Raw genomic sequence first — 25,268 nt, 5'->3', positions numbered from 1 at the left:
GGCGCCCGTGGACTACGGGTGTTTGGTGGGCGCCGCCCCCGTCTCCACCGCTTCCTTCCCGATGTCTCCGCGGTGGTGGACGTCCTTCGAGAACATGCCGAACCTCGCGCTCGCCTCGCCGAACTCGCGCTGGACGTCGTTCGGGCTCGTGTAGATCCGGTCCGGCAGCGACCGGAGGAAGTTGATCGCATCCTGCGGCGCATCCGCTTCCCCCGCCGCGGTCGCGAGGTCGTCGCGCGAGATCGGGTACTCGACCTCGAACAGGATCGCCTGCGGGCTGCGCTCGGGGGGCTCGCCGAAACCTCGGGCCATGTCGCCTTCCTTTCGGGGTGGTGACCTTCAACGTGCGCAGCCCGGACGGAGAGGCCAAGCGGACCCAGCGTCCGGGCAGGCGGACGGCGGCTTTTCCGCTTGCCCTGCTCGGTCGCGACTCTCTAGATTGCGGCGACTTCAGGGTGCTGCGTCCCTTAGATTTCGACCCCAAACACAGGGAGAACCGAAATGCCCGAGACCACGACCGAGCGCGTGAAGCAGATCCTGTCCTGGTACGCCTCCGACAACCCGGGGACGCTCGCCAACCTCCACCGGATGCTGATGACCGGCCGGCTCGCAGGGACCGGCAAGATGGTGATCCTCCCGGTCGACCAGGGATTCGAGCACGGCCCGGCGCGGTCGTTCGCGAAGAACCCCGACGGCTACGACCCCGAGTACCACGTGCAGCTCGCCATCGACGCCGGCTGCAACGCCTACGCGGCGCCGCTCGGCTTCATCGAGGCGGTCGCGCACAAGTACGCCGGCCAGATCCCGTTCATCCTCAAGCTGAACAACTCCGACTCGCTGTCGAAGCTCGGCGGCGCCCCCATCTCCGCGGTGACGGGCTCCGTGAAGGAGGCGGTCCGCCTCGGCTGCGGCGCGATCGGCTACACGATCTATCCGGCGTCCGACGCCCGGAACGAGCAGCTCGAGAACCTGCGCGCCCTCACCGAGGAGGCGAAGGCCCACGGCCTCGTCGTGGTGGTGTGGAGCTACCCGCGCGGCTCCGGCGTGTCGAAGGAGGGCGAGACCGCGGTCGACATCAGCGCGTACGCCGCGCAGATCGCCGCGCAGATGGGCGCGCACATCATCAAGGTGAAGCCGCCCAAGGCGCTCGTCGAGCACCCCGAGGCGAAGAAGGTCTACGAAGAGCAGAAGATCCCGATCGCGACGCTTCCGGAGCGCGTGCGCCACGTCGTGCAGAGCGCGTTCAACGGGAAGCGCATCGTGATCTTCTCCGGCGGCGAGGCGAAGGGCACGGACGCCGTGCTCGAGGAGATCCGGGGCCTGAAGGAGGGCGGCGCGTTCGGCTCCATCATGGGCCGCAACGCCTTCCAGCGCCCGAAGGCCGAGGCGCTGAAGCTGCTCGCAGAGGTCATGAAGATCTACACGACGTAGCTCGGCGCGCGTCGGCGAGATCCAGCGAGGGCGGCGCCTGCGAGGGCGCCGCCCTCGCGCTTTTTCGCGGCACCGGCGCCGCAGCGCGGCGAGCAACCGGCGGTGCGCGCCCCCCGCAGCGGAGCATCCGGGAGGGGCCGTGCCCAGGGGGGCCGGTGCCTCGCCGAGCAAACGCATGGAACATGCCAGACGTGGACGTTTTCGCTTGCCACTTCCGGCAGGCGGGGTTTATACGGCGATACCTTTTCTCCTGCGGTCTTCGCACCGGCTCTGAGTGGCCCGCGGCGCGGACCGCAGGCCGTCGACGGCGAGGGACTCACTCCATGCGGCTTTACCCGAAGGTCATCCCGACGATCGCCCGCGAGGTCGTTCAGACCCTCATGCAGGACGGCGACATCGAGGTCGAGACCCTCCGCATCGCCGACGCCGAGATGGACATGGCGGCGATCATGAAGGAGTACCTCGCCGCCGAGGAGCGGGTGAACGCCGCCACGCGGGAGGCGCTGGAGCGCCGCGGCTACGATCACTCCCGGTTCAACCAGGTGAAGCGCGAGATGGCCGACGTCCGCGGCTTCAAGATGGGGGACGAGGGGATCGAGTACGTCATCGGCCAGATGATCGAGTTCCTGCTCATCTCGAGGAACGTCGAGGAGGTCTACGCCGAGGACAACTCGCTCCGGAAGAAGGTCTTCCAGATCTTCAAGAAGCACCTCGACGTGGACGACGAGATCGATCGCGAGGCGCGCGCCCGGCTGAAGCACCTGCAGGAGGGGACGAGCGCGTGGGACATCGAGTACCAGAAGACGATCGAGCTCCTCCGGCGCTCCCGCGGCCTCATCTAGGGTAGCGGCAGGACGCGGCGGTTCGAGCGGCTCCCGGGACGGGGGCCGTTTTCGTTTTCCGGGCGCGTGCGCGTCGTGCCGCGCGCTCTCCGCGGCGAAGTCGAAAAATTGACCCCCGATATCGCCCGATTACCCTCGGTGTGATCCCGGATGCGGCGCGCCGAGCCCTACTACCGAGGCATCCGCGGCAGCGCCGCGCTCGCGACCGATCGGCTCGCGCCGGACGCCGTCCCCGCGGAGGCGCTCGAGGCCGGCGAGATGCGGCGCGTCCCGTTCGCGGGCGAGCTGCTCGGCGCGGTGCGCGTCCGCTCGGCGTTCGCGCCCATCCCGCTCGACGTCTTCGATCGCGCGTCGGCCGTCCTCGAGGCGGAAGAGCAGGCCGCCTACCTGCACCTGCTGCGGCTCTCCTACGCGGAGGGGCGGAACTGGTGCCGCGCCGGGAAGAAGGACCTCATGGCCCGGCTGCGCCTCTCCGAGCGCCGCCTCCTCCGCGTCCTCGACGCGCTCGTGACGAAACGGTTCGCGCGGCCGCTCCACCGGGACAACCGCGGGACGCTCTGGCGCGTGTACCTGCCCGCCGAGGCGGCCGGCGAGCGCGTCGGGGACGAGGTGCTCCTCGGCCGCGCGGCGCCCGCCGCGGTTCCGGCGCCGCTCCCCGACGAGCAGGTGGCGCGCACGCGTTCGGGCGCCCGGGCGAACGTCGCGGCGGGGACGCCGCGAGCGGCGCCGGGGCTCGTCGTGCGCGACGGCGAGCGGCCCCCCTCGCGCCGGCCCTCGCCCGCGGCCGTCGCGGGAGGAGCGGATCGCGGCGACTGCGTCCGTCGCGGGTCGCTCGAAGGGGAGCTGGCCCGCGCGCTCGCCGCCGCGCGCGGCGAGCGAGACGCCACCGGCCTCGCACGGGCCGAGCGCGAGATCCGCGACCTGCTCGCCGAGGGGCAGGCGCCCGCGCGCATCGCTGCATGCATCGAGACCGTCCGGCGGCGCGCGGCGCGCGCAGCCGGGGAGGGTACGCCATGAACCGCTCTTCCGCCGTCCTGGCCCGCGTCGCGGTCGTCTCCTCCGTTCCCGCCACCGCGCCCGGGCCGGCTCCCGCGGCCGCCCCCGAGGCGCCGGCGCCCGGCAACGCGGTCGACGCGCTCCGCGCCCGCCTGGCCGGCTCGACCGCGCGCGAGCACGTGGTGCTCGACTTCCTCGAGGACGATCTGCGCGAGGCCCGCGCGGCGCTCTCGGCGGTCGCGGCATACGTCGCGAACGTCGAGGCCGCGCTCGCCGACGTGGCGCCGTCGCAGCAGCGCCTGCTCTCGCTGGCGCTCGGCGGCGCCCCGGCCGATCGCATCGAGTACCTCGGCTCCACCCTCGCGAGCGTCCGCCGCCGGCTCGCGCAGGTCGCCGCGCGGATGTAGGGACGGGCACTAGCGGCGCACGCCGCGCGCGGCGGTGAGCATCGCGCGCACGGGTCCCGCGTCCACCTCGCCCACCACGCCGACGAGCAGTCGCGCAGGATCCCTCGAGATCCAGAGGTGGATCGCGGACGGCGGCGCGTTCGGCGCGTTCGCCCGGCGCAAGGAGGCATCGACCCGCAGCGTCTCGAGGCGGCCGAGCGGCGTCTGGACCTTCTCGGTGCGCGGCGCCACCGTCCCCGTCACGCGCCAGTACCGTCCGCGCGCGACGAGGTCGAGGCAGAAGGTGTCGCCGGGCGCGAGGTGTGCGGCGCGCAGGCGGTAGAGCGCCGAGAGCGCGTCGAGGGCCTCGCCCTGCCGCGCGTACGTCGCGGTGCTCCGCCTCCCGGCCACCTCGTAGGTGATCGTGACGTCGGCGCCCGGCGGCGCGAGCTTCGCGTCGCCGACCTTGTGGACCCCGTTCTCGTCCGCCTCCTCGCGGTACCGCTCCGGCCGGAGCGTCCGCGGGTCGACCCAGGAGAGCGCGACCGCCGCGATCCGGGTGAGGTTCGCGAACGACGCGTCGGTCCTCGCGCGGGCGCGGAGCGGCACGATCCGGCCACCCGACATCGGCCGCTCCACCGAGAGCTCGAGCGTGCCCGCCTTCACGATCCCGAGCAGGTCGAGATCGTACGTGAGCGTCTCGCCCGTGCTCCAGGGGAGCGGACCCGCGGGGAGCGGCAGGCCGCAGGGCGGCGCGGCGAGAGCGAGCGCGGCGAGCGCGGCGAGCGTCACGCCGGGAGCATAGCGCAGCGGCGCGCTACCGCGCCGCCACCTCGGCCCCGGGGCGGTAGCTCTTGAGCGTCACGACCATGCTGCCGACGGCGAACTCCGCGGAGGCGCGGACCAGCACGTGCCGCGGATCGTCGGAGAGCCACATGAACGAGTCGCGCTTCGTCGAGAACTTCCCCTCGAGCGCGGTGCGGACCTTCACCTTGACCGTGGGGAACGTGCCGGCGGGCGTCTCGACGGCCTCGCGGGCGAGCACCTCGGCGACGAGCGTGAACTGCTTGTTCCCGGAGCAGACCGGTACCTCGTACCGGTGCCCGACCTGGAGCTCCTGGAGCCGGAGCCACATGAACGCGCTCGTGAGATCCTGCACGTCGGCGGCGACCGGGAAGGTCTCCTCCTTGCGCTTCCCCTTCCGCTGCACCACCACGGTCGCCTGCTTGCCCTCGCGGTCGTACCGCGCCGAGTCGACGTGGTAGTCGCCGATCTCGTACGCGCGGAGGTCGGAGCCGCGCGGGAGCCTCGTCTCGTTGTCCCAGTACGAGACGAGGTTCTCGCGGATGTCGATGACCCCCGCGATCCCCCCGGTCTTCGCCTGGAACAGCACCGGCCAGACGGTGCCCTCGGGCTGGCCGACGAGGATCCGGCCCTCGCCGGTCGGGAGGCTCAGGTACGAGACGCTGAAGACGGTCTCCTCGCCCGGCGAGAACCCGGCGACGGCCGTCGCGGGCAGCGTGGCCGCGACCAGGGCGGCGGCGAGGGCGAGCGGGGCGGTGTGCGACATGTCTCGACTCTCCTCAAGTGCGGCTCCGGCGAGGTCCTCGTCTACCAGCAGCAAGCCGGGTGCCACGCGCCGAGCGGGGGGCGGCGCCACGGAGTTGCTGGGGAATCCGGCTGCCCCGCGCGACGTGGGAGCCGGAAACGCGACAACGGTGTCGTCCGGCCGTCACGCGCCGCACCGGTTGCCCCGTTCAGGAATGGCGCTCGCCCGCCCGGATATTCCCGAGGCGACGCGTCCCGCGGTCGCCGGCTCGCGGAGCGGCCGTGCCTGGTCTACGCTCGGCGACGCGGAGGGACGATGCCGTTCGACGCTGGGTACGAAGAAGACGACCAGGGCTCGTCCGACGAGGGCGGGCGAGAGCGCCGCTTCCAGGACTTCGACTGCCCGGACTGCGCCGCCAACAACCCGTACGACGACGCGTTCGGGGACGGCGACGAGGTCCGCTGCTACTACTGCGGCCAGGAGTTCCGGGCCGAGGTGACCGACTCGGGGCGTCTGAAGCTCAAGGCCACGTGACGGCGCTCACGGCGCCTTCGCCGGCCGGGCGCCGAAGATCGCCGTCCCGACGCGTACGAAGGTGGAGCCCTCCTCCACCGCGATCCTCCAGTCCGCGCTCATCCCCATCGACAGCTCGCGGAGCCCGAGGTGATCGCGGAGCGCGCGCAGCCGGCGGAAGTGCGGGCGGGGATCGTCGCCGGGCGGCGGGATGCACATGAGGCCCACGACCTCGAGCGCAGGCATCGCCGACACGGCCCGCGCGAGCTCCGGCACGGCTTCCGGCGCGCAGCCCTCCTTCGAGGCCTCGCCTCCGACGTTCACCTCGAGGAAGACGCGCGCGACCGCGCCCTTCTGCGCGGACCGCCGCGAGAGCTCCTGGGCGAGCTCGAGGCGATCCACGGTGTGGACGTACGCGACCTTCCCCGCGAGGTACTTCACCTTGTTGGTCTGCAGCCCGCCGATGAAGTGCCAGCGGAGGTCCGCGAGGTCGGCGAGCGCCTCGGCCTTCGCGCGCCACTCCTGCGCGTAGTTCTCGCCGAAGTCGCGCTGCCCCGCGGCGTACGCCTCGCGGATCGCCTCCGCCGGCTGGGTCTTCGACACGGCCACGAGCGTCACGTCGGCGGGGATCCCGGCGCGCACCGCCCGGAGCCGCTCGGCGATCGTGCTCACCGCGGCTCCCAGGGCATCGGGTACCCGGCGCGGCGGAGCAGCTCCGCGGTCTCTGCGAGCGGGAGGCCGACCACGTTCGAGACGCTGCCGGCGATCGCCTCGACGAACGCGCCGCCCGCGCCCTGGATCGCGTACGCGCCGGCCTTGTCGAGCGGCTCGCCCGTCGCGACGTACCACGCGACCTGCGCGGGCGTGAGCATCGCGAACCGCACCTCGGAGCGCACCACCGCGTCGAGCTCGACGCCGAGCGGCCCGGAGACGCGCCGGACGCAGACCGCCGTCAGCACGTCGTGCCGCGTGCCGGAGAGGGCGCCGAGCATGCGCGCGGCGTCCGCCGCGTCGGCGGGCTTCCCGAGGATCTCGCCGCCGAGGACGACGGCGGTGTCGGCCGCGAGCACGATCTCGCCCGCCACCGCGCGCGCCTTCTCCCGCGCGACGCGGAGGACGTAGTCGCGCGCGGGCTCGCCCGGCCGGACGCTCTCGTCCGTGTGCGCCGGGCGGACCTCGAGCGCGAGCCCGAGCTGCGCGAGCAGCTCGCGCCGCCGCGGGCTCTGGGACGCGAGGACGAGGTGGGGGGCCAAGGCGGCCCGTCCTCTACTCGGCCTGCGCGACCGCGCCGCCGAGCAGCGCCCGGTTCTCCTCGATCCGCGCGCCGTCGCGGAGCGTCTGCAGCCAGGCCACGCGGGCCGCCGCCTCCTTCTGCCGCCGGAGCTGCGTCGCGAAGGTCTCGCGCTGGGCCGCGAACGCGGCGTCGTCGGGGCGCTCGCGCACCTTCACGACCGCGACCACCGGGCCGGCCGGCGTGTCGTAGACCTTCGGGAGCACGTCGCCGGCCTTCGCGGCGAGCGCGTCCGCCGCGAGCTCGGGGGCGGGGCCGATCTTCGGCAGGAACTGCGTGCCCGCGGCGAACGCCGGGGTCTCGTCCGCCACGATGGAGGTGGCGCCGAGCTTCACCTGCTTCTTCTTCCCCTCGTCCGTCTTCGGGAACTGCTCGGCGAGCGACTTGCCCTTCCGCGCCGCCTCGAGGGCCGCCTCGGCCTTCTCGTGGACGAGCTTCTGCGCGCGCTCCCTCGAGAGCAGCTCGCGCGCGATGTCCAGGCGCGCGGCCTCCAGCGGCACCTGCTTCGCCGGCACGACCTCCTCGGACTGGATGAGCATCCAGCCGGCGGGCGTCCGGACCGGATCCGAGACCTGACCCTTGTCGAGCGCGAGCGCCGCCTTCGCGAACGCCTCGTCGAAGGTGCCCTCCGCGACGAACCCGACCTCGCCGCCACGGTCCTTCGTGTCGAGGTCCTCGGAGACCTCCTTCGCGACCTTCCCGAAGTCGTCGCCCTTCTTCACGCGCGCCTGCGCGGCCTCGATCTTCGCCTTCGCCGCAGCGTCGTCGGCGGGCGAGGCGCCCGGCGCCACGCGGGCCACGATCCGGCGCACGCGCGCCTTCTTCTTCTGGTCGAAGCGGTCGGGATTGGCCTTGTAGAAGGCCTCGATCTGCTTCCCCTGATCGTCGGCGAACGCCTTCACGTCGGCGTCCGACGGCTTCACCTCCGTCTGCGCGGCGGCGAGCGGGAACTGGACGAACGCGACGGACACCTTGTCGGCGCCGGCCTTCCACGCGGCCTTCACCTCGCCGTCCGAGACCTTCACCGTCTCGTCGAGCGCGGCGACCATCCGGTCATAGAGGAGCTGCTCGCGGAGCAGCGCCTCGAACTTGGCCGGGGACCCGTAGGAGCGCTTCACGAGCTCCTCGTACACGTCGAACCGGAACTCGCCGTTCTCCTGGAACTGCGGCATCCGGCGCACCTCGGCGGAGATCTCCGCATCGGTGACGACGAGACCGCGGCGCTTCGCCTCCTGCACGACGAGGGCGCGCTCGATCACGTTGTCCATCGCGCGCTTGCGGATCTCGACGGCGGCAGGGCCGGTGACGTCCTGGCCGAACTGCGCGAAGAACTGCGCGAGGCGCTCCGCCTGCTCCTCGAAGTCCCGGGCCGGGATCACGGCTCCGTTCACCCGCGCGGCGTAGGCCGGCGTGCCGCCGCATCCGGCCCCGCCCTTGGAGAAGGACCCTGGTCCGAACGAGATGACGAAGACGACGATGATCGCCCCGAGGAAGATCCAGGTGAGGAGGCCGCCCTTGGTGGCGCGAAGGCTATCGAGCATGAACCGGTGCTCCGGGTTGTTATGGTCGGGCGCCCTTCGAAGGGACTGGGCGCCGGAAGGTTGAACACCCTAGCCAACAGGGGCTAAAATGCAAGGGAATTTGGCCCCGCCCGAGTCCCCGGAGAGTACGTGCTGGCATTGCTCAAGCGGTACCGCGAGCTGATCCTCGTCGCGGTCCTGCTCCTCGTTCCGCTCGGCGTCTTCTTCGCTCACGCGAAGAAGCCGAGCGAGCGCTCGCGCCTGGATCGAGCCGTGCTGTGGGTGACCACTCCCGTGGAGCGCGCGGTGGGGTGGACGGTCACGGGCGTGATGAATGGATGGCGCGGCTACGTCGCCCTCCGTGGCGCACGCGAGCGTGCGATGGAGATCTCGCGCGAGAACAACCTCCTCAAGCTCGAACGGCTCGAGCTCCTCTCGGAGCGGGCCGAGGTCGAGCGGATCCGCCGCCTCCTCTCCTTCGCGGAGGGGGCGTCCTCGCGCTCCTACCTGGGCGCGCGGATCATCGGCGTCCGGCTCTCGCCGAGCGGGCTGCAGACGCTCACCCTCGATCGCGGCGCGAAGGACGGGATCGCGCGCATGATGCCGGTCGTCACCGCGGACGGCGTGGTCGGCCGCGTGCACGCGCTGACCGATCACAGCGCCGACGTGCTCGTGCTCTCCGATCGCAACAGCTCCATCGCGGTGCGCGTCGACCGCACCCGCGCCCGCGGTAACGTGCGCGGGCTCGGCAAGCCCGACGCGTGCAAGCTCGACTACGCGCTCCGGACCGAGGACATCATCGAGGGCGACCTGCTCGTCACCTCCGGCACGGACGGCGTGTTCCCGCGGGGCCTCCCCGTCGGGAAGGTGACGCAGCTGCGGCGCAGCGCGAACGGCCTGTTCCAGGACGCTCGCGTCGTTCCGTCGGTGGACGTGACGCGGGTGGAGGAGGTCCTGGTGGTGACCTCCTCCGAGCTGCCCCCGGAGGCGCTCCCCGCCGCGCTTGCGCCGAGCGACAAGCCGTGAAGCCCCTCGCGCACGTGATCTTCGCCCTGCTCCTCGCGGGGCTGCAGGCCGCGATCCTCCGCTGGGCCGGCGGCGGCGCGTTCTCGATGTCGCTGCTCGCGGCGTGCGTCGTCTACCTCGGCCTCCACGGCGGGAACGTCGACGGCTCGGTGGGCGCGGCGGGGGTCGGGTACGTGCTCGATCTCATGACCGGGTCGCCGAAGGGGCTCATGACCTTCCTCGCCGTCCTCGTCTTCGTCATCGTCCGCGCGGTGGCGGCGTCGGTGGACGTCCGGAGCCGCGCCGGGTTCGCCGCGCTCTCGGGGCTCGGCGCGCTCGTCTTCTCGCTGGGCGCGATGCTGCTCCTCGGGTACACCGCCGCGCCGGAGGCCGCGCCCGGGGCGACCCTGGTGGGGAGGATGATCCTCGAGGCGCTCCTCACGGCGGCGGCGTCCCCGCTCGTGCTGGCCGGCATGCGCCGCGTCGACACGCTGTTCCACCGGGAGGAGCCCGGGCTGCTCCGCTGACCATGTCGCTCATCCCTCCCAGCGCGCCCGGCGCGGCGCAGAAGGAATTCAAGCCTCGCCTCGTGTGGGCGACCGGCATCGCCGTGCTCGCGTTCGTCGTGCTCGTCGGCCGGCTGTACCAGCTCCAGATCCTGCAGGGCGACGAGTACAAGGAGCGCGCGGACGAGAACTTCGTGAAGGAGCTGCGCGTCCCGGCGGACCGCGGCCTCGTCCTCGACCGGAACCGGCGCGTCCTCGTCGACTCGCGCCCGTCCTACGACGTGACGCTCACGCCGTACTTCTGCGGGAAACAGTGCGACGACATCCTCTCCCGGCTGGCGACGATGCTCCAGATGTCGCCGGACGAGATGGACCGCGCCCAGCTGCAGCTCAAGAACGCGCGGAAGCTCGAGCGGTTCCGGCCGTTCACGGTGAAGGTCGACATCTCGCGCGAGGAGCTCGACCGCTACCTCTCGCAGCAGATGGAGCTGCCCGGCGTCGACGTGCAGCCGGTGCCGCACCGGAACTACCGGTACGCCGGGCTCGGTGGTCACCTCATCGGCTACATGAACGAGGTCGGCGCCGACGAGCTCAAGCGCCTCAACGAGGAGCTCGAGCGCACCGACTCGCCCCAGGGCGCGTACCTGCTCGGCGACTACGTCGGCCGCCGCGGGCTCGAGCGGCGCTACGAGCGCGAGCTCCGCGGGATCGACGGCAAGGAGCGGATCCCCGTCGACGCGAAGGGGCGGCGCAAGGACGACGCGGACAACCTCATTCCCGAGGACCAGCGGCTCGTCCCGAGCACCCCCGGCGACAACCTCGTCCTCTCGCTCGACTGGCGCCTGCAGGAGTTCGCCGAGAAGACCTTCCCGGCCACCGCCGGCGTCGTCCTCGCCATGGACGCGAAGACCGGGTTCCTCCTCGTCCTCGTCGACCGGCCCGCGCCCGACCCGAACAAGATGTCCGGCCGCATCACCTCGACGGAGCTCGCCGCGATCCACTCCGACCCGCTCCAGCCCGAGCTCTTCCGCGCGATCCAGCAGCACTACCACCCGGGCTCCACGTTCAAGGCGCTCACGTCCATCGCCGCTCTCGAGGAGGGCGTCTACAAGCCGAACACGACCGTCTTCTGCCCGGGACACTTCTCCATGGGCCGCGCGCGGTGGCGCTGCGACAAGGACTCCGGCCACGGCTACGTGGACTTCGAGCACGCGCTCGGCGCGAGCTGCGACGTGTTCTTCTACCAGGCGGGGGCGCTGCTCGGCGCCGACGCCATCGCGAAGTGGGCGCGGAAGTCCGGCCTGGGCGCGCCGACCGGCTTCGACATCGCCGGCGAGATCCCGGGCGTCATCCCCGACGCGGCGTGGCACGACGCGCACATCCCCGGCGGCTACCAGAAGGGCATGGCGGTGAACCTGTCCATCGGTCAGGGCGACGTGAACGTGACGCCGATGCAGCAGCTCGTGTTCTACGCCGCGCTCGCGACCGGCAAGATCTGGCGGCCGCAGGTCGTGCAGCGGATCGAGGACGCCGACGGGAAGGTGCTGCAGGAGTTCGCCCCGGACGTCCGGTCGAAGCTCGACGTCCAGCCGTCCACCCGCGAGACCGTGCTCAAGGGCCTCTTCGCGGCGGTGAACCAGCCGTTCGGCACCGGCTACTACGTGAAGCAGAAGGAGCTCAAGGACGTCGACGTGACGGTGTCCGGGAAGACCGGCACGGCGCAGGTCGTGAAGCTCGGCGCGAGGCGGCTCAAGGCGGAGCAGGTCTCGTACTTCGAGCGCGACCACGCCTGGTTCGCGGCGTTCGCGCCGGCGGAGGATCCGGAGATCGTCGTCGTGGTCCTGAACGAGCACTCCGGGTTCGGCGCGTCGAACGCGGCCCCGACCGCGATGGCCCTCATCCGCCGGTTCCTGGAGCTCAAGAAGGAGGACGCCGCCGAGCGGGCCGGGCCGGCCGCCGCGCCCGCCCCGCTGTCGCCCGGCGCGCCGCCGCCCTCCACGCCGCCACCCGCGGCGAAGCCGCCCACCACCCCCGAGAAGCCGAAGCTCGGCGCCGGCGTCGCGCCCGGGGCCGGGCAGGGAGCGCGCCGTGGCGCCTGACGTCTCGCTCGCGGCGACGCCGCACCGGCGGCTGTTCGCGCACTTCCCCTGGCACGTGGCGTTCCTCGTCCTCGCCATCTCGGCGATCGGGATCTGGAACCTCGCCTCGGCGTCCCGCAGCGCCCACGCGCCGGTCTGGATCTCGCAGAGCTCGTGGATGGGCGCGGGCATCGTGGTCGCGCTCGCGGTGACCCTCGTCGACCACCGCGCGTTCCACCGGCTCGCCTGGGTCTTCTACGCGATCGTCGTCGTGCTGCTCCTGCTCGTCATGGTGAAGGGCCGCTACGTCATGGGCGCGCGGCGATGGCTCACCTTCGGGCCCGTGAACTTCCAGCCGTCGGAGCTCGCGAAGCTGTCCGTGGCGCTCGCGATGGCGAGCTGGTTCGCGGCGGACTCGGAGAAGCGGAAGGACGGCTACGGGCTGTTCGGGATCGTGATCCCGCTCGGCATCACGTTCCTGCCGGCGGCGCTCATCCTGAAGCAGCCGGACCTCGGCACCGCGCTCATCGTCCTCGCGGTGGGGATCACCCAGATCCTGTTCGCGAAGGTGAAGTGGAAGACGCTCGCGCTCCTCGCCGGGGTCGGCGTCGTGGGCGCCGTGCTGGTCTACCCGCACCTGAAGCCGTACCAGAAGAAGCGGGTCGAGACCTTCATGAACCCGCAGGCAGACGCGCTCGGCGCGGGCTACCACGCGACGCAGTCGATGATCGCGGTCGGGTCGGGTCAGGCGCTCGGGAAGGGGTGGGCGCAGGGCACGCAGACGTACCTGTCGTTCCTCCCCGAGCAGCACACCGACTTCATCTTCTCGGTGTGGGCGGAGGAGCACGGCTTCGTCGGCTGCCTCCTGCTCATCGCGCTCTACTTCGCCCTCGTGACGAGCGCGGTGGACATCGCCGGGAACGCCCGCGACCGGTTCGGCCACTTCCTCGCGGTGGGCCTCACCGGGATGCTCTTCTGGCAGGTGTTCATCAACATCGGGATGGTGATCGGCGTCCTGCCCGTGGTGGGCGTCACGCTCCCGCTGATGAGCTACGGCGGATCGTCGGTGCTGGTCATCTACACCGCGATCGGGCTGCTCGCGAACGTGGGGATGCGACGGTTCGTGAATTGACGGGCGACGAACGGGACCTGCCCGTTCCCCGTTACCGTGCCCGTGAGCGTGCCCTATCCCGTGCCCGTGACCCGCTTCCCGTGTCCCCTGGGCCGTGACTCCGTGCCCGATCACCTCGTGCCCGGGTTACGTCTCACGGGCCACGGGCCACGGGAGAGGGGTGACGGGGACGGGCGCGGGCACGTGTACGGGCACGGCCACGGGGGAGGCGCTACCCCGTCACCTTCCGCGCCCCCTCCTCGAGCTTGGTCTTGTCGTTCCCCATCACCGTGTCGACGACGCGGCCGCCCTTGAAGAAGAGCAGGGTAGGGATCGAGCGGATGCCGTACTGCTGGGCGACGACCTGGTTCTCGTCGACGTCCATCTTGGCGACCTTCAGCTTGCCCTTGTACTTCGTGGCGAGGTCCTCGACGACCGGGGCGATGGCCTTGCACGGGCCGCACCACACCGCCCAGAAGTCCACTAGGACGGGGGTCTCACTCTTCAGCACCTCCTGCTCGAAGGTGGAGTCCTTCAGGACGACGACATCGTTCGAGGCCATGCACGCTCCTTCGGTCGTGTTCGAGGCGGTGTAGATACCCGCGCCCTCCGACAGTGGCAAGCGGCGCGGCGGGCGTGGTAATTTCCGGCCCCCGCCCGCCGCACGCCCGGTTGGAGCGCGCCGTTCGGTCCGGGGGGTTTCGGGAGTCCAATCAGGAGCCATGGGCGGTCTGCTCTTCGTCTCCCAGGCGATGCTCGATGGCTGGGCCGAGCAGGGGAAGATCGACTTCGTCGGCAACGTGATGACGCTCCTCGCGGGAGACGGTCGCGGGCGGAGCTATGTCCTCGAGCCGGCGGTCCGGTTCCTGAAGGTGCTGGGGGCGGACGCGGATCCGGGCGGCCTCCTCCACAAGGTGAAGAGCGCGGCGCAGCTCCGGGAGCTCGGCGCCGAGGCCGTGGACGACTCGTGCATCCTGGGCGACACCGCGTACGAGGTGCAGCCCGGGTTCCTCGCGGAGGCGGCGGCGCTCCAGGCGGCGGCCACGGCTCCCTCCGAGCGGGTGGCCGCCTCGGCGGGGCCGGGGTCCTCGACGACCGCCGCTCCGGTGGCAGCCGGGGCGACCCCCCGGGCGTCCGGGTCCACGGCGGGGAAGAGGCCCTGCGGCCCGTTGCCGCGGGAGCTCGCGGAAAAGCGGAAGGAAGCGGAGGCCCTCGCCCGTTTCCTACTGGAGAACATCTCTTGAGGCCCGGCACGGCGCCGGGCGATGCGGCGGGCGGGCGCCCCGCCGCGAGGAAGCACGGACGATGAGCGTCATGTTCCTGCGCGCTGCGACGGCGCTGTACCTCGTGGCCGCCGCCGCGTACGTCATCTTCTTCGCGCGGCCGCGGCACACGCGGCTCGCGACGGTCGGGTTCTGGGTGCTCACGGGCGCGTTCGCCCTCCACGCCGTCGCGATCGGGGTCGGGTGCGCCGAGTTCGGCGGTCAGGAGTTCTTCAGCCTCCGCGGCGGCCTCGTTCTGATGGTCTTCCTCGCCGCGGGCATCTACCTGTTCCTGCAGCGCTGGTACCACATGCCGACGGTGGGCGCGTTCATCACGCCGCTCATGCTCGTGGTGCTGATCCCGGTGCTGTTCGGAGACCCGGGGCACCCGGGCGTACCGCCCGAGACGCTGCGGAACCCGTCGGTCACGGTCCACGTCATGACCATGGTCCTCGGCGTCGCGCTGTTCGGCGTCGCCTTCGGCGTGTCGGTCATGTACCTGCTGCAGGAGCGCGAGGTGAAGGGGAAGCACTTCGGCGCCCTCTTCTCGCGCCTGCCGTCCCTGGAGTCGCTCGATCGACTCAACCAGCGGCTCGTCCGGTCGGGGTTCGTCTTCTACACGATCGGGATCATCGCGGGGACGCTCACCGCGAAGGTCGTCTGGAAGAGCGCCTGGTCGTGGGACCCGCAGCAGGTGGTCTCCCTCGCGGTCTTCCTGCTGTACGGGGCGATGGTCCAGCTCCGCCACACGGGGTGGCACGGCCGCCGTTACGCGCTGCTCACCCTCGTCGGGTTCGTGATCGTGCTCGGCTCGATGGTGACCCTCAAGTCCGTGCCGGGCGTCACGCGGCACGCGGGCGACTACGGCGCGACGGTCCGCGCGGGAGACGCGCAGTGAGCGGCGGGCGGGAGATCTTCCTGGTCGGGCTCTCGCACAAGAGCGCCCCCATCGAGGTCCGCGAGCGCGTCGCGCTCACCGGCGACGCCCTCAAGGCGGCACTCTGCGATCTCAAGGAGACCGAGGGGGTCGCCGAGGCGCTCGTCGTCTCGACCTGCAACCGCGTCGAGGTGTTCGTCCACTCGAGCGGGGACGAGCCGGCGCGCCGCTTCTTCACCTGCCGGTCCTCCGAGGCGAGCGAGCACCTGTACGTGAAGCACGGCGTCGACGCGATCCGCCACCTGTTCCGCGTCTCGTCGAGCCTCGACTCGATGGTCGTCGGCGAGCAGCAGATCCTCGGGCAGGTGAAGGAGGCCTACGGCCTCGCGAGCGCCGCGTCCGCGGCGGGGTCCTACTTCTCGCGCCTGTGCAACCGCGCCTTCGCCACCGCGAAGCGCGTCCGCACCGAGACCGACATCGGCAAGGGCGCGACGAGCATGTCGCAGGTGGCGGTGGAGCTCGTCGAGAAGATCTTCGGCGACCTCCGCGGCCGGTCGATCCTGCTCGTCGGCGCCGGGAAGATGGGCGCCCTCTCCGCGAAGGCGCTCCAGGTGCTCGGCGCCGACCGCATCCTCGTGACGAACCGCTCGCCGGAGCGCGGCCAGGCCCTCGCGACGCAGGTCGGCGGGACGTTCCGCCCGTGGGACGAGCTCACGCGCCTGCTCGTCGAGGCGGACGTCGTGATCGTCTCGACCGGCGCGCCCACGTTCGTGCTCACCCGCGACATGCTGCACGGCGTGATGAAGGCGCGGCGGCACCGCTCGATCTGCCTCATCGACCTCGCCGTCCCGCGCAACGTGGATCCCGCCTGCGCGGATCTCGGGGACGTCTACGCGTACGACGTGGACGACATGGAGAAGGTCGTCGCGTCGACCCAGGAGGCGCGGAAGGGCGAGGCGCTCCGCGCCGAGGCCATCATCGAGGCCGAGGTGATGGCGTTCGCGAAGGAGCGGGAGGCGCGCGCCGCGCTGCCGGTCCTCGCGGAGCTCCGGCGGCACGCGGAGAAGATCGCCCGCGCCGAGGCGGAGCGCACGCTCGCGCAGGTCGGGCTGAAGCTCGACGAGAAGGGGCGCAAGAGCGTCGAGGCGATGGCCCAGGCGATCGTGAACAAGCTCCTGCACGGGCCCACCGCGCGCCTCAAGGAGGCGGCCGCGTCCGGCGACTCGTCCCTGCCCGGCGCCGCGGCGGAGCTCTTCGGGATCGACAACGAGCCGGCGGCGGAGAAGGAGCCGCGCGCCGGCAATGGCACGGGCCGCGCCTCCGCGGCGGCGTCCGAGCGCAGCTAGAAAGGTGAACTCCAGGTGACCATCCGCATCGCGACCCGCCGCAGCCCGCTCGCCAAGTGGCAGGCGAACCACGTCGCCGACCGGCTCCGCACGAACGAGCCGGGCGTCGACGTCAAGCTCCACGAGCTCGTCACCCGCGGCGACCGGATCCTCGAGGTTCCGCTCGCCCAGGTCGGCGGCAAGGGGCTGTTCGTGAAGGAGATCGAGGACGCCCTCCTCGCGAAGGACGCGGAGATCGCCGTCCACTCGATGAAGGACCTCCCCGCGCTCCTCGCCGAGGGCCTCGTCCTCGCCGCCGTCCCGGAGCGCGAGGACCCGCGGGACGCCCTCTGCTCGCCGAAGCACAAGACCCTCGCGGCGCTGCCGAAGGGCGCGAAGGTGGGCACCTCCAGCCTCCGCCGCGGCGCCCAGCTCAAGGCGCTCCGGCCCGACCTCCAGATCGAGGTGATCCGCGGGAACGTCGAGACCCGGCTCCGCAAGGCGTCGGAGGGGCTCGACGCGGTGGTCCTCGCGTACGCGGGGCTCCGCCGCCTCGGGCTCGGCGCGCACGCCACGTACGTCTTCCCGCCCGAGGAGATGCTGCCGGCGGTGGCGCAGGGCGCGCTCGCGCTCGAGGCGCGGGCGGACGACGCCGCGACGCTGAAGCGGCTCGCGCGGCTCGAGGACCCGGCCACCCGCATCCGCGTCGAGGCGGAGCGCGGGTTCCTCGCCCGGATCGAGGGTGGGTGCCAGGTGCCGATCGCCGGGCACGCGACGCTCGAGGACGGCGAGGTGGTGATGCGCGCGCTCGTGGCGTCGCTGGACGGCACGCGCGTCATCCGCGGCGAGCGCCGCGGGTCGCACGCCGACGCGCGGAAGCTCGGCGTCGCGGTCGCCGAGGAGCTGCTGTCGAAGGGCGCCGACGAGATCCTCCGCGAGACCGAGGGGAAGGGCACCGCCCTCTCCGCCCCGAAGCGTTAGCGCGGGAAGGGCCGTGCCACCGCGCCTCGACCGCCGCACCGTCGTGGTCACCCGCGGGAAGGGCGGCGAGGACGCCCTCGCGGCGCGCCTCGCCGAGCTCGGCGCGATCGTCCGCGAGCTGCCGGCGATCGCGTTCGCGCCGCCCGCCGACCCGGCGCCGCTCGACGCGGCGCTCCGCGGCCTCGCGGCGTACGACTGGGTGGTCTTCGCGAGCGCCACCGCGGTCGAGCGCACCGTGGCGCGCCTGCGTCTGCTCGACTTGCCGGTCGGGGCCCTCGCGCGGCCGTCGCTCGCGGCGGTCGGGCCCGCCACGGCCGCCCGCCTCGCCGATCTCGTCCGCGCGCCGGACCTCGTCCCCGCCGAGGCGAAGGGGGAGGCGATGGCCGCCGAGCTCGCGCCGCGCGTTCGCGGCCGGCGGGTGCTCCTGCCGAGACCCGCCGAGGGGCGCCCCGAGCTGCTCGCCGGGCTCGTCGCCGCCGGCGCCGAGGTCACCGCGGTCGAGGCGTACCGGACGGAGGCCGCCGCCGCGGCGGACCTCGCGCGGCTCGCCGACTGGATCGCGGCCGGCGAGGTGGACGCGGTGGCGTTCGCGTCGCCGTCCGCCGTGAAGGCGGTGACCGGCGCCCTCGCCGGGCGTGCGTCGCTCCTCGGCCGGGTGCTGCTCGCGGCGATCGGACCGACGACCGCCGACGCGATCCGGGCGGCCGGGCTCCCGGTCTCCGTCCTGCCTCGTGACCACACCGGGCGAGACCTCGCCGAAGCCATCGCGGCGCGGCTCGGCCCCGGGTAGATTCCATCGGGGGTGCGATGACGACCGAACTCGCCGTGGAGGGGCTCGTCCGGATCCGGGTCCCACTCGACCGCCCGGCCGACGAGGCCGGTCCCGCCGACGACTGGCTGTGGGCCGAGCCGCTCGGGAGCGGGCGCTACCGGGTCGAGAGCAGCCCCTTCTTCGCGTACGGCATCTCCCGCGACGACGTCGTGCGCGCGGCGGACGCCACGGGTCAGGAGGCGCCGCTGCTCGAGGACGTGGTCGAGAAGGGTGGCCACCGGACGCTCCGGCTCGCGCTCGATCCCGCGGTGGAGCTGTCGTCGACGGAGATCCAGGGGCTCCTCGAGCGGCTGCTCGGGCTCGGGTGCACGCACGAGATGCTCCGGCCCAAGATCGTGGCCCTCGACATCCCGCCGCCGGTGGACGTCGGCGCGGTCGCCGGGCAGCTGCAGGCGCTCGCGCGGGATGGGCTGCTGGTCTGGGAGTGGGCCGATCCGCGTCCGAGCTGACCTCTACCGCTTCCTCGCCTCGGCGCGCCGGGCCTTGCGCGCCTCCTTCTCCGCCCGCCGGCGCGCGAGGAACCCGAGCTTCTTCTGCGGAGCGGAGGCAGCCGGCGGTGATACAGCAGCAGACGTCTCCGCGGCGCGCTGCGCGGCCTTCCGCGGCTTGCCGGCCGGCGCGGTGACCGCCGCCCCGGCCGCCGTCTCCGGCGCGGAGGTCTCGCGCTCCTCTCTCTCCCTCGCCCGCTCCGGCCGCGCCCGCATCGGCCGCTCGTCGGTCCGGCGTGGCGCGAGCGACCAGTGGAAGAGCCGCTTCACGACGAGCGTGGCGTAGGCGCCCGGCGGCAGCGTGAACGCCACGTTCACGCGGAACCGCCCGCGGTTCAGCTCGTCCGGCCGCGCCTCGCCCACCGCGAGGCGGCCGGGGTGGACGAGCAGCGGCCGCTCCTCCGGCTCGAAGTGGATCTCCGGCGTGCCCGGCACCGCCAGCGAGGCGAGCGTCATGTCCTCGCGCCCGAGCACCGAGAGCGCCGCGCGCTCCACGCGCGGATCGGAGAAGCGCGTCGCGGGCGCGAGCAGCGGGAAGGACATCTGCCCGAGGAGCCGCGCCCGGTCCGCGTCGAGCGCGTGCGGGAACAGGAGGGTGCCGGCCTGGTACTTCACCGCGAGCAGATCGCGGATCCCGACCACGTCGCGGAGGAACTGCTTCACGCCCTCGTTCCAGAGCCAGCTCTGGTACGCGAACACCTGGAGCGCCCGCCAGCGGGGCTCGGTGCGCAGGAGCGCGCCGCGGTAGTCCTGCGGGTGCGTGCGGAGCCACTTCGTGACGGCCTGGTACCGCTCGGCGCCGGGGAAGGGGTTCCGCGCCCCCCACTCGCCCCAGTGCTCCTTCCAGAACCCCTTCACGCGCGCGTCGTCCGACCGGTCGAGCTCGCTCGGGCGGGCGAGCACGTTCCGGAGCGCGACCTCGAAGTCGCCGCGCATCAGGTCCTTCACGATGAAGCCCTGCCCATGCTTCAGCGAGCCGAACCGCTGCGAGTCGAAGTAGTTCACGACCCCGAGCCGCCGCACCTCGGCGATCGACGCGGGCAGCTTCGCCACGTCGTCGTCGGAGAGGTCGCGGACCGTGACGGCGAACCGGTTCGAGGTGGTGTTCGCGGCGGAGAGCGGCTCCGCGGTCCGGCCGAGGAGCTTGAGGCGCAGGTCGGGATCCTGCAGCTCGATCTCGCGCCCCTCGATCGCCACGAGCTGGGTCGTGCGCCCCTGCTTGTCCTTGAGCCCGCAGTAGCTCACGGCCGCGCGCGGGATCTTGAACCGCGCGCAGATCCGCTCGACCGCGTCGAACGTGGAGAGCTTCTGCTTGTCCATCAGGTAGACGAAGTGCGCGCCACGCGCCGCCTCGTCGAACCGCCAGGACTCCGTCACCTGGAAGTCCTCGGGTCGCTGCTTGAGCTTCATGCGGGTCGCTCCTAGCACGTCGCGGGCGCGCCGGGGTGGTCCACGCTTCGCGTGGACCCGCGCCGGGCCGCCGGCGGGCCGTTTGCGTCCCGACCCGTTCGAGTGTAGTAACGCCCGTCGGGACGGGTCACGGAGGCAGTCATGGGCGGTCTCGGGTTTCCGGAGCTGGTCGTCATCCTCGTCATCGTGGTGCTGCTGTTCGGCTCCTCGAAGCTGCCCCAGCTCGGCGAGGGCATGGGCAAGGCCATCCGGAGCTTCAAGGATGCGATGAAGGACGAGGAGCAGCCGGCCGCCCGGAAGCCCGATGCACCGAAGCCGCCCGAGGGCGGCGCGCAGCCGTGAGCGGAGCGCGGTCGCCCGAGGGGCGCCGCTAGCTCGCCGGCTTGTGCCGGTAGAACAGCACGATCGTCAGGCAGTGGAACTCGTCGTCGCTCGACTGGGTGACGACCCGGTCGACGATCTCGACGTCGGCGTTCGAGCGGATCCAGCGGGTCACGGTCTCGCCGAGCTCCTCGCGCTCCTTGGCCTTGGTGGCGGAGAAGACCTTCACGCCCGTGAAGTGCATCGCGCTCTCCCGTTCCCTCGCCCGCCTCGACCCGCGCGGCGCATCCCCGAGAAGGATTGCCAGCTTTCGGCCGGACCGTCAAGGAAGCGACCGCCATAACATGCGGTATCGCCTCGCGGTTTTCCCTCCAGCCCCGGCCGCGCCCGCTGGTCCCGCGCCGGCGCGCTCCCTACATTTCGCGCGCGGGAGCGGAGGCGTGATGCGCGTGAAGAAGGGCTTCGCGGTCGAGTTCATCAACCGGATCCGGACGATGGAGTCCGGCGAGCTGAACGCCCTGATCGTGCGGGAGGCGGGGGAGGAGCTCGCGCAGTTCTTCCTCTCGTACAGCGCCAACCTCATCTCGCGAGATCCCGAGCGCGTCCTCGAGAACACCTCGAGCCTCATGCTGATGGGTTACCTGATCCGCGCGGCCGAGGAGCGCAACGAGCGGTGGAGCGAGCCCGTCCTGCAGGCTTGAGCGCGGCGGCGCGCCCGGCCCGCGATGTGCTTGGACGAGCCGCGGCCGCGTGCTAACACCCAGGGCCGATCGTCGCCCCGGGGGCCCGCTCGATGCTCATCGATCTGCACGTCCACAGCCACCACACGCGCGGTGTCACCCTCGCGCCGCGCGACGTCGTGCGCCGCGCGAAGGAGGCCGGGCTCGACGGCGTCGCGTTCACCGACCTGAACACCCTGGACGGCCTCGACGAGTTCCGCGCCGCCGGGCGCGACGAGCAGTTCCTGGTCCTCTGCGGCGTCGAGGTCGCGACCGATCGCGGCCACTATCTCTGCTTCTTCCCGGACCCCGCGAAGGTGCCCGCGCCGCCCCAGATCTTCGGCTCCGCGACGCCGTGGCCGGTGCGCGAGGTCCTCGCGAAGGTCCGGGAGCTCGGCGGCGTGGCGGTGGCGGCGCACCCGTACGACAAGACCGTCGAGCGCCCCAGCGGCGACGTCATCTTCACGCTCGAGGGGCTCGCGGCGATCGAGGGGCTCAACGCGCGGCGCAAGGGGCCGGCGAACGATCTCGCCATCGAGGCCGCCGACCACATGAGCCTGCCGTGCACCGGCGGCTCCGGCGCGCACGAGCTCCCGGACATCGGGAAGGCCGCCACGCTCTTCCGCGATCCCGTCGCGAGCGAGGCGGACCTCGTCGCCCAGCTCCGGGCCGGCACCGTGTTCTGCGTCGCCATCGGCGTCACGCCGCAGCCGACGGAGCGCGGGGGCCGCGACGGCGAGCGGCGGGATCGGCCGCCCCGGCGCGAGGAGCGAGGCGAGCGCGGCGGCGACCGCGGCGGCGAACGGAGTCGCGGTGGCCGCGGCGGCCACGGCCGTGGCGGCGGCCGCGGCGGTCACCGGCGGTAGCCTGCGCAGCCTACCTCTCGATCTTCTCCACCCGCTCGTCGCGCAGGTACGCCCGGCGCTTCCCGCCCGGCCAGATCCACTCCTCCGTCCCCGCGGGCCGATCGATCCGCTTCCTCTCCGGGAGGCCCCACGCCATCTCGAGGGCGCGCGCGCCCATCCCCTCGATCGGCTGCTTGCGGAGGATCGCCTCGCGCTGGTCCTGCGGCAGCCCGGCGAAGACGCCGCCGGGATCGTCGGAGGTGAGCACGCGATCCAGCTCGGCGCGGACGTCGTCGAATCGGTTCATGTCGCGCGGGAGCACCAGGACGTACGGGCGCCCGTCGCCGGGGCCGTCGAGGTAGACCCACGGGTTGAACCGCGGCGTCATCATCACGCGATCCGCGATGCCCCAGGTCGTCGGGAACTCGACCTTGCGGACGCGCACCGCGGTCCCCGGCGCGAGCACGCGCTCGGGCGGCGGCGGAGGGATGGGCGTGCCGTCGCCCTTCTCGAGCAAGTCCAGCTCCGCGCCGGGCTGATCGGTGAGGAAGATCTTGGTCGTGTCGCTCCAGAGCGACCCCGCGTACATCGCCACGCGGAGGTAGCGCTGCTGTCCGGCGATCTCGCGGTCCACGCGCGCGCGCTCCGTGTCGGGCACGGTCGCGGGCGTGGCGCAGGCGGCGAGGAGGAGGAGGCCGATGGGGATGAGGGCGCGTCGCATGCGCCCTGTTCTCGCACCGGCGCCGCGCGCGCACAAGCGGCCCGGGCGCCTACTTGCGCTCGGACTGCTTGCCCTCCTCGATGAGCTCGCGGACGCGCTGGCCGCCCTTGTGGCCCAGCTCCGAATAGCCCTTCGATCCGAGCTGCTCCTTGCGGGCCTCGCCGCCGAGCCGGCCCGCCTCGCGCACCGTCATGTTGCCGCCGCGGCGCTCGCGGCCCTTGTCACGTTCGGCCATGGTTCGCTCCCGGTGTTGGCGGGGCCGTGCCCCGCGGACGCAATCTGGGACCCCCCCGAAGGTGCGGCAAGGGCGTGGGCGCGTCGAGGCGGCGTCGGGACAGCACGCGGTCGAGTCGACGCCCGGCGTGTGCGGCGCTCGCTCGCCGGTCGCGGCCGCGCCCGTGCGGCGCGGCGCCCGTGCGGACGGGATCTCGGCCGGCGGCAGGGGCGGGCGCCGGCTAGAATGAGGTTGATGCGGTCGCTTTCCGAGAATGCGCGCCACGTGCTGGAGCGGCGCTACCTGCTCCGCGACGAGAGCGGCGCGGTGGTGGAGACGCCGGAGGCGCTCGTCCGCCGGGTGGCGCGCGCGGTCGCGGCCGCCGAGCCGCCGGCCGAGCGCGGCGCATGGGCGGAGCGGTTCGAGGCGCGCCTCTCCGCGCTCGAGTTCCTCCCGAACTCGCCGACGCTGATGAACGCCGGCCGTCCGCACGGGCAGCTCGCCGCCTGCTTCGTGTTGCCCGTCGACGACGACCTCGCGGCGATCTTCGACGCCCTCAAGTGGGCGGCGCTCATCCACCAGTCCGGCGGCGGGACCGGGTTCTCCTTCTCTCGGCTGCGGCCGCGGGGCGACGTGGTGAAGACGACCCACGGCGTCGCGAGCGGTCCCGTCTCGTTCATGCGCGTCTACGACGCCGCCACCGAGATCATCAAGCAGGGCGGCGTGCGGCGCGGCGCGAACATGGCGGTGCTCGCGGCGGATCACCCGGACGTGCTCGAGTTCGTGGACGCGAAGCGCGGGCCCGGGCTCGAGAACTTCAACGTGTCGGTGGCGGCGCCGGACGCGCTGTTCCGGGCCGCCGACGCGGGCGCGCCGTGGGCGCTCCGGCACCCGCGCACGGGCGCCCTGGTCCGCACGCTCGACGCCCGCACGCTCCTCGACCGGATCGCGCTCGCCGCGTGGGAGTCCGGCGAGCCCGGGCTCGTCTTCCTCGACCGGGTCGAGGCGGCGAACCCCACCCCGGACCTCGGCCGGTTCGAGGCGGTGAACCCGTGCGGCGAGCAGCCCCTGCTGCCCTTCGAGGCGTGCACGCTGGGCTCGGTGAACCTCTCGCGGTTCGTGCGCGGCGGTGCGGTGGACTGGGACGGCCTCGCGGGCTGCGTGCGCGACGGCGTCCGGTTCCTCGACGACGTGCTCGACGTGAACGTCTGGCCGCTCCCCCAGATCGCCGACGTGAGCGGGCGGAACCGCAAGATCGGCCTCGGCGTCATGGGGTGGGCGGACCTCCTCGTCGCGCTCGGGATCCCGTACGACGCGCCGGAGGCGCTCGCGCTCGCCGGGGAGGTCGCGGGCTTCGTGCAGCGGGAGGCCCACGCGGCGAGCGAGGCGCTCGCCGCGGTGCGCGGCGCGTTCCCGGGGTTCGCGACGAGCGCGCTCGCGCGGGCGGGCGCGGCGCCGCGCCGGAACGCGACCGTCACCACCATCGCGCCCACCGGCACCCTCGCGCTCATCGCCGGGTGCTCGTCCGGCGTCGAGCCGCTCTTCGCGCTCGCGTACGTCCGGCGCGCGCTCGGCGACGCGGAGCTCCGGGAGGAGCACCCGGCGGTCGCCCACGCGCTCCGGGCCGCGGGCGCCGACGCGGCGCTCCCCGCGGTCCGCGGCGCCGGCCGCGCCCGCGGCATCGACGGCGTGCCGGAGGCGGTGCAGCGGGTCTTCGCGACAGCCTACGACGTCGCGCCCGAGGCGCACGTCCGCATGCAGGCCGCCTTCCAGCGCCACGTGGACAACGGCGTCTCGAAGACGATCAACCTCCCCCGCGAGGCGACCGTCGGCGACGTGGCGCGCGCCTACGCGCTCGCCTTCGAGCTCGGCTGCAAGGGGATCACCGTGTACCGCGACGGCTCGCGGGAGAGGCAGGTGCTCACGAGCGGCGCCACGCGGAACGGCGAGCGGTGCCCGCAGTGCGACGCGCTGCTCGTGAAGAGCGGCGGTTGCCTGACCTGCACCCACTGCGGGTGGGCGAGCTGCGAGACGACGGAGTGACC

30 protein-coding genes are annotated in these 25,268 nt (G+C 72.8%); 19 read left to right on the top strand and 11 right to left on the bottom strand.

Annotation, left to right across the window (positions count from 1 at the left end; genetic code table 11):
* Positions 1 to 12: 12 nt before the first annotated feature.
* Complete coding sequence (locus tag AMOR_RS03825; protein ID WP_248358575.1) at positions 13 to 312, bottom strand: DUF2795 domain-containing protein; 300 nt, start codon at positions 310 to 312, stop codon at positions 13 to 15.
* 189 nt (positions 313 to 501) lie between these two features.
* On the opposite strand from AMOR_RS03825, the gene AMOR_RS03820 reads away from it, so the two are divergent.
* The 4 genes from AMOR_RS03820 to AMOR_RS03805 all read left to right on the top strand — a co-directional run bounded on the left by AMOR_RS03820 (position 502) and on the right by AMOR_RS03805 (position 3,676).
* Positions 502 to 1,431, top strand: coding sequence for a class I fructose-bisphosphate aldolase (locus AMOR_RS03820; RefSeq protein ID WP_248358573.1), 930 nt, complete (start codon positions 502 to 504; stop codon positions 1,429 to 1,431).
* A gap of 323 nt (positions 1,432 to 1,754) precedes the next feature.
* Complete coding sequence (locus tag AMOR_RS03815; protein ID WP_248358572.1) at positions 1,755 to 2,273, top strand: DUF507 family protein; 519 nt, start codon at positions 1,755 to 1,757, stop codon at positions 2,271 to 2,273.
* A gap of 150 nt (positions 2,274 to 2,423) precedes the next feature.
* Positions 2,424 to 3,290: a hypothetical protein gene (locus AMOR_RS03810; RefSeq protein WP_248358571.1), complete on the top strand. Its 867-nt coding sequence runs from the start codon at positions 2,424 to 2,426 to the stop codon at positions 3,288 to 3,290.
* Positions 3,287 to 3,676: a hypothetical protein gene (locus AMOR_RS03805; protein ID WP_248358570.1), complete on the top strand. Its 390-nt coding sequence runs from the start codon at positions 3,287 to 3,289 to the stop codon at positions 3,674 to 3,676. The genes AMOR_RS03810 and AMOR_RS03805 overlap by 4 nt, the downstream gene beginning before the upstream one ends.
* Before the next feature lie 9 nt (positions 3,677 to 3,685).
* Here AMOR_RS03805 and AMOR_RS03800 read toward each other — a convergent pair whose 3' ends face one another.
* A complete protein-coding gene (locus tag AMOR_RS03800; RefSeq protein ID WP_248358569.1) occupies positions 3,686 to 4,447 on the bottom strand; it encodes a DUF3108 domain-containing protein in 762 nt (253 codons plus the stop codon).
* A 25-nt stretch (positions 4,448 to 4,472) separates the two neighbouring features.
* A complete protein-coding gene (locus AMOR_RS03795) occupies positions 4,473 to 5,225 on the bottom strand; it encodes a DUF3108 domain-containing protein (RefSeq protein ID WP_248358568.1) in 753 nt (250 codons plus the stop codon).
* A 294-nt stretch (positions 5,226 to 5,519) separates the two neighbouring features.
* Here AMOR_RS03795 and AMOR_RS03790 point away from each other — a divergent pair, with 294 nt between their 5' ends.
* Positions 5,520 to 5,738 (top strand): hypothetical protein, encoded by a 219-nt coding sequence (locus tag AMOR_RS03790; RefSeq protein WP_248358567.1) that lies wholly within the window; start codon positions 5,520 to 5,522, stop codon positions 5,736 to 5,738.
* Positions 5,739 to 5,744: 6 nt separating this feature from the next.
* Here AMOR_RS03790 and AMOR_RS03785 read toward each other — a convergent pair whose 3' ends face one another.
* The 3 genes from AMOR_RS03785 to AMOR_RS03775 are packed head-to-tail and all read right to left on the bottom strand — an operon-like array spanning position 5,745 to position 8,549.
* Positions 5,745 to 6,389, bottom strand: a complete 645-nt coding sequence (locus tag AMOR_RS03785; protein WP_248358565.1) for a YggS family pyridoxal phosphate-dependent enzyme — start codon at positions 6,387 to 6,389, stop codon at positions 5,745 to 5,747.
* Positions 6,386 to 6,970, bottom strand: coding sequence for a Maf family protein (locus AMOR_RS03780; protein ID WP_248358562.1), 585 nt, complete (start codon positions 6,968 to 6,970; stop codon positions 6,386 to 6,388). The genes AMOR_RS03785 and AMOR_RS03780 overlap by 4 nt, the downstream gene beginning before the upstream one ends.
* A gap of 13 nt (positions 6,971 to 6,983) precedes the next feature.
* Positions 6,984 to 8,549: a peptidylprolyl isomerase gene (locus tag AMOR_RS03775; protein ID WP_248358560.1), complete on the bottom strand. Its 1,566-nt coding sequence runs from the start codon at positions 8,547 to 8,549 to the stop codon at positions 6,984 to 6,986.
* 129 nt (positions 8,550 to 8,678) lie between these two features.
* On the opposite strand from AMOR_RS03775, the gene mreC reads away from it, so the two are divergent.
* Genes mreC through rodA form a run of 4 tightly spaced genes read left to right on the top strand, consistent with a single transcriptional unit; the run spans position 8,679 to position 13,249 of the window.
* Positions 8,679 to 9,554 (top strand): rod shape-determining protein MreC, encoded by an 876-nt coding sequence (gene mreC / locus AMOR_RS03770; protein ID WP_248358558.1) that lies wholly within the window; start codon positions 8,679 to 8,681, stop codon positions 9,552 to 9,554.
* Positions 9,551 to 10,060: a hypothetical protein gene (locus tag AMOR_RS03765; protein WP_248358556.1), complete on the top strand. Its 510-nt coding sequence runs from the start codon at positions 9,551 to 9,553 to the stop codon at positions 10,058 to 10,060. Before mreC ends, AMOR_RS03765 begins: the two co-directional genes overlap by 4 nt.
* 2 nt (positions 10,061 to 10,062) lie before the next feature.
* Complete coding sequence (gene mrdA / locus AMOR_RS03760; protein WP_248358554.1) at positions 10,063 to 12,138, top strand: penicillin-binding protein 2; 2,076 nt, start codon at positions 10,063 to 10,065, stop codon at positions 12,136 to 12,138.
* Positions 12,128 to 13,249 (top strand): rod shape-determining protein RodA, encoded by a 1,122-nt coding sequence (gene rodA / locus AMOR_RS03755; protein WP_248358552.1) that lies wholly within the window; start codon positions 12,128 to 12,130, stop codon positions 13,247 to 13,249. Before mrdA ends, rodA begins: the two co-directional genes overlap by 11 nt.
* A 211-nt stretch (positions 13,250 to 13,460) precedes the next feature.
* On the opposite strand, the gene trxA is transcribed toward rodA, so the two are convergent.
* Positions 13,461 to 13,790: a thioredoxin gene (gene trxA, locus AMOR_RS03750; protein ID WP_248358550.1), complete on the bottom strand. Its 330-nt coding sequence runs from the start codon at positions 13,788 to 13,790 to the stop codon at positions 13,461 to 13,463.
* 160 nt (positions 13,791 to 13,950) lie between these two features.
* Between trxA and AMOR_RS03745 the strand changes: the two genes are divergently transcribed.
* The 6 genes from AMOR_RS03745 to AMOR_RS03720 all read left to right on the top strand — a co-directional run bounded on the left by AMOR_RS03745 (position 13,951) and on the right by AMOR_RS03720 (position 18,954).
* Entirely contained in the window at positions 13,951 to 14,472 is a 522-nt protein-coding gene (locus AMOR_RS03745) for a hypothetical protein (RefSeq protein ID WP_248358547.1), read from the top strand.
* Positions 14,473 to 14,533: 61 nt separating this feature from the next.
* Positions 14,534 to 15,388 (top strand): cytochrome C assembly family protein, encoded by an 855-nt coding sequence (locus tag AMOR_RS03740; protein ID WP_248358545.1) that lies wholly within the window; start codon positions 14,534 to 14,536, stop codon positions 15,386 to 15,388.
* Positions 15,385 to 16,713 carry a glutamyl-tRNA reductase gene (gene hemA, locus AMOR_RS03735; RefSeq protein WP_248358542.1) on the top strand — a complete coding sequence of 443 codons (1,329 nt, stop codon included), beginning with the start codon at positions 15,385 to 15,387 and terminating at the stop codon, positions 16,711 to 16,713. The genes AMOR_RS03740 and hemA overlap by 4 nt, the downstream gene beginning before the upstream one ends.
* A gap of 15 nt (positions 16,714 to 16,728) precedes the next feature.
* On the top strand, positions 16,729 to 17,673 hold the full coding sequence (gene hemC, locus AMOR_RS03730; RefSeq protein WP_248358540.1) for a hydroxymethylbilane synthase: 945 nt from the start codon (positions 16,729 to 16,731) through the stop codon (positions 17,671 to 17,673).
* Between the two features lie 13 nt (positions 17,674 to 17,686).
* A complete protein-coding gene (locus AMOR_RS03725; RefSeq protein ID WP_248358537.1) occupies positions 17,687 to 18,463 on the top strand; it encodes a uroporphyrinogen-III synthase in 777 nt (258 codons plus the stop codon).
* 17 nt (positions 18,464 to 18,480) lie between these two features.
* Positions 18,481 to 18,954: a DUF4265 domain-containing protein gene (locus tag AMOR_RS03720; RefSeq protein WP_248358535.1), complete on the top strand. Its 474-nt coding sequence runs from the start codon at positions 18,481 to 18,483 to the stop codon at positions 18,952 to 18,954.
* 3 nt (positions 18,955 to 18,957) lie between these two features.
* Here the strand turns inward: AMOR_RS03720 and truD are convergent, their stop codons facing one another.
* Positions 18,958 to 20,403: a tRNA pseudouridine(13) synthase TruD gene (truD, locus tag AMOR_RS03715; protein WP_248358533.1), complete on the bottom strand. Its 1,446-nt coding sequence runs from the start codon at positions 20,401 to 20,403 to the stop codon at positions 18,958 to 18,960.
* A gap of 141 nt (positions 20,404 to 20,544) precedes the next feature.
* Here truD and AMOR_RS03710 point away from each other — a divergent pair, with 141 nt between their 5' ends.
* Positions 20,545 to 20,745, top strand: coding sequence for a twin-arginine translocase TatA/TatE family subunit (locus AMOR_RS03710; RefSeq protein ID WP_248358532.1), 201 nt, complete (start codon positions 20,545 to 20,547; stop codon positions 20,743 to 20,745).
* A 28-nt stretch (positions 20,746 to 20,773) separates the two neighbouring features.
* Here AMOR_RS03710 and AMOR_RS03705 read toward each other — a convergent pair whose 3' ends face one another.
* Positions 20,774 to 20,968 carry a hypothetical protein gene (locus AMOR_RS03705; protein ID WP_248358531.1) on the bottom strand — a complete coding sequence of 65 codons (195 nt, stop codon included), beginning with the start codon at positions 20,966 to 20,968 and terminating at the stop codon, positions 20,774 to 20,776.
* A 199-nt stretch (positions 20,969 to 21,167) separates the two neighbouring features.
* Here AMOR_RS03705 and AMOR_RS03700 point away from each other — a divergent pair, with 199 nt between their 5' ends.
* Entirely contained in the window at positions 21,168 to 21,425 is a 258-nt protein-coding gene (locus tag AMOR_RS03700; RefSeq protein ID WP_248358530.1) for a hypothetical protein, read from the top strand.
* A gap of 92 nt (positions 21,426 to 21,517) precedes the next feature.
* Positions 21,518 to 22,309, top strand: coding sequence for a PHP-associated domain-containing protein (locus tag AMOR_RS03695; protein WP_248358529.1), 792 nt, complete (start codon positions 21,518 to 21,520; stop codon positions 22,307 to 22,309).
* A 10-nt stretch (positions 22,310 to 22,319) separates the two neighbouring features.
* On the opposite strand, the gene AMOR_RS03690 is transcribed toward AMOR_RS03695, so the two are convergent.
* Together AMOR_RS03690 and AMOR_RS03685 are read right to left on the bottom strand one after the other, a co-directional pair.
* Complete coding sequence (locus AMOR_RS03690; RefSeq protein WP_248358528.1) at positions 22,320 to 23,009, bottom strand: hypothetical protein; 690 nt, start codon at positions 23,007 to 23,009, stop codon at positions 22,320 to 22,322.
* Positions 23,010 to 23,058: 49 nt separating this feature from the next.
* Entirely contained in the window at positions 23,059 to 23,244 is a 186-nt protein-coding gene (locus AMOR_RS03685; protein ID WP_248358527.1) for an Em GEA1 (EM1), read from the bottom strand.
* A gap of 234 nt (positions 23,245 to 23,478) precedes the next feature.
* On the opposite strand from AMOR_RS03685, the gene AMOR_RS03680 reads away from it, so the two are divergent.
* Entirely contained in the window at positions 23,479 to 25,266 is a 1,788-nt protein-coding gene (locus tag AMOR_RS03680; protein ID WP_248358526.1) for an adenosylcobalamin-dependent ribonucleoside-diphosphate reductase, read from the top strand.
* Positions 25,267 to 25,268 lie beyond the last annotated feature (2 nt).

Origin of the sequence: Anaeromyxobacter oryzae (genome assembly GCF_023169945.1) — a bacterium.
Classification (GTDB): Bacteria; Myxococcota; Myxococcia; order Myxococcales; family Anaeromyxobacteraceae; genus Anaeromyxobacter; species Anaeromyxobacter oryzae.
This window is presented reverse-complemented; position numbering and strand designations above follow the sequence as displayed.

Excerpts from the sequence above, each read along its gene's own strand:
- AMOR_RS03825 (WP_248358575.1), bottom strand. The coding sequence starts at position 312 with ATGGCCCGAGGTTTCGGCGAGCCCCCCGAGCGCAGCCCGCAGGCGATC.
- AMOR_RS03820 (WP_248358573.1), top strand. The coding sequence starts at position 502 with ATGCCCGAGACCACGACCGAGCGCGTGAAGCAGATCCTGTCCTGGTAC.
- AMOR_RS03815 (WP_248358572.1), top strand. The coding sequence starts at position 1,755 with ATGCGGCTTTACCCGAAGGTCATCCCGACGATCGCCCGCGAGGTCGTT.
- AMOR_RS03810 (WP_248358571.1), top strand. The coding sequence starts at position 2,424 with ATGCGGCGCGCCGAGCCCTACTACCGAGGCATCCGCGGCAGCGCCGCG.
- AMOR_RS03805 (WP_248358570.1), top strand. The coding sequence starts at position 3,287 with ATGAACCGCTCTTCCGCCGTCCTGGCCCGCGTCGCGGTCGTCTCCTCC.
- AMOR_RS03795 (WP_248358568.1), bottom strand. The coding sequence starts at position 5,225 with ATGTCGCACACCGCCCCGCTCGCCCTCGCCGCCGCCCTGGTCGCGGCC.
- AMOR_RS03790 (WP_248358567.1), top strand. The coding sequence starts at position 5,520 with ATGCCGTTCGACGCTGGGTACGAAGAAGACGACCAGGGCTCGTCCGAC.
- AMOR_RS03775 (WP_248358560.1), bottom strand. The coding sequence starts at position 8,549 with ATGCTCGATAGCCTTCGCGCCACCAAGGGCGGCCTCCTCACCTGGATC.
- mrdA (WP_248358554.1), top strand. The coding sequence starts at position 10,063 with ATGTCGCTCATCCCTCCCAGCGCGCCCGGCGCGGCGCAGAAGGAATTC.
- trxA (WP_248358550.1), bottom strand. The coding sequence starts at position 13,790 with ATGGCCTCGAACGATGTCGTCGTCCTGAAGGACTCCACCTTCGAGCAG.
- AMOR_RS03745 (WP_248358547.1), top strand. The coding sequence starts at position 13,951 with ATGGGCGGTCTGCTCTTCGTCTCCCAGGCGATGCTCGATGGCTGGGCC.
- AMOR_RS03740 (WP_248358545.1), top strand. The coding sequence starts at position 14,534 with ATGAGCGTCATGTTCCTGCGCGCTGCGACGGCGCTGTACCTCGTGGCC.
- AMOR_RS03720 (WP_248358535.1), top strand. The coding sequence starts at position 18,481 with ATGACGACCGAACTCGCCGTGGAGGGGCTCGTCCGGATCCGGGTCCCA.
- truD (WP_248358533.1), bottom strand. The coding sequence starts at position 20,403 with ATGAAGCTCAAGCAGCGACCCGAGGACTTCCAGGTGACGGAGTCCTGG.
- AMOR_RS03710 (WP_248358532.1), top strand. The coding sequence starts at position 20,545 with ATGGGCGGTCTCGGGTTTCCGGAGCTGGTCGTCATCCTCGTCATCGTG.
- AMOR_RS03705 (WP_248358531.1), bottom strand. The coding sequence starts at position 20,968 with ATGCACTTCACGGGCGTGAAGGTCTTCTCCGCCACCAAGGCCAAGGAG.
- AMOR_RS03700 (WP_248358530.1), top strand. The coding sequence starts at position 21,168 with ATGCGCGTGAAGAAGGGCTTCGCGGTCGAGTTCATCAACCGGATCCGG.
- AMOR_RS03695 (WP_248358529.1), top strand. The coding sequence starts at position 21,518 with ATGCTCATCGATCTGCACGTCCACAGCCACCACACGCGCGGTGTCACC.
- AMOR_RS03690 (WP_248358528.1), bottom strand. The coding sequence starts at position 23,009 with ATGCGACGCGCCCTCATCCCCATCGGCCTCCTCCTCCTCGCCGCCTGC.
- AMOR_RS03685 (WP_248358527.1), bottom strand. The coding sequence starts at position 23,244 with ATGGCCGAACGTGACAAGGGCCGCGAGCGCCGCGGCGGCAACATGACG.
- AMOR_RS03680 (WP_248358526.1), top strand. The coding sequence starts at position 23,479 with ATGCGGTCGCTTTCCGAGAATGCGCGCCACGTGCTGGAGCGGCGCTAC.